This window comes from Chromohalobacter sp. HP20-39 (assembly GCF_033052815.1).
GTDB lineage: Bacteria > Pseudomonadota > Gammaproteobacteria > Pseudomonadales > Halomonadaceae > Chromohalobacter.
This window is the reverse complement of record NZ_JAWHTP010000947.1, coordinates 1-252: the sequence shown is the minus strand read 5'-3', so window position 1 is coordinate 252 and position 252 is coordinate 1. Positions and strand designations below refer to the sequence as shown.

1 protein-coding gene is annotated in these 252 nt (G+C 50.4%); it reads right to left on the bottom strand.

Features of this window, described 5'->3' with window-relative positions; all coding sequences use genetic code 11:
- Positions 1-46: 46 nt before the first annotated feature.
- Positions 47-252, bottom strand: a 206-nt coding sequence (locus RVY79_RS20760) for a DUF1175 family protein (protein WP_317466489.1), incomplete at its 5' end; no start/stop codon positions are given.

Sequence of the window (252 nt, the reverse complement as noted above, 5' to 3'; positions counted from 1 at the left end):
GCATTAGCAAGCCCTGTTCCCACAAGAGACAGGGACAAGCACGCTGCTATCGCGCCAGAAAATTTAAACGATAAATGCCAATGAAATTGGGATTGGAATCGTTGGGTATCCATCGGGTGTCCTTCCATGTCATAAGTTGTTGCAGACTGACTGCGCGCATTCCGTTGTCAGTTTTCGTGGCGCTTCCGGTGTGGTAGATGACGTAACGCCCCATCCAGACCATTAAGTGCTGGGCATCGCCCTGATCGAAAA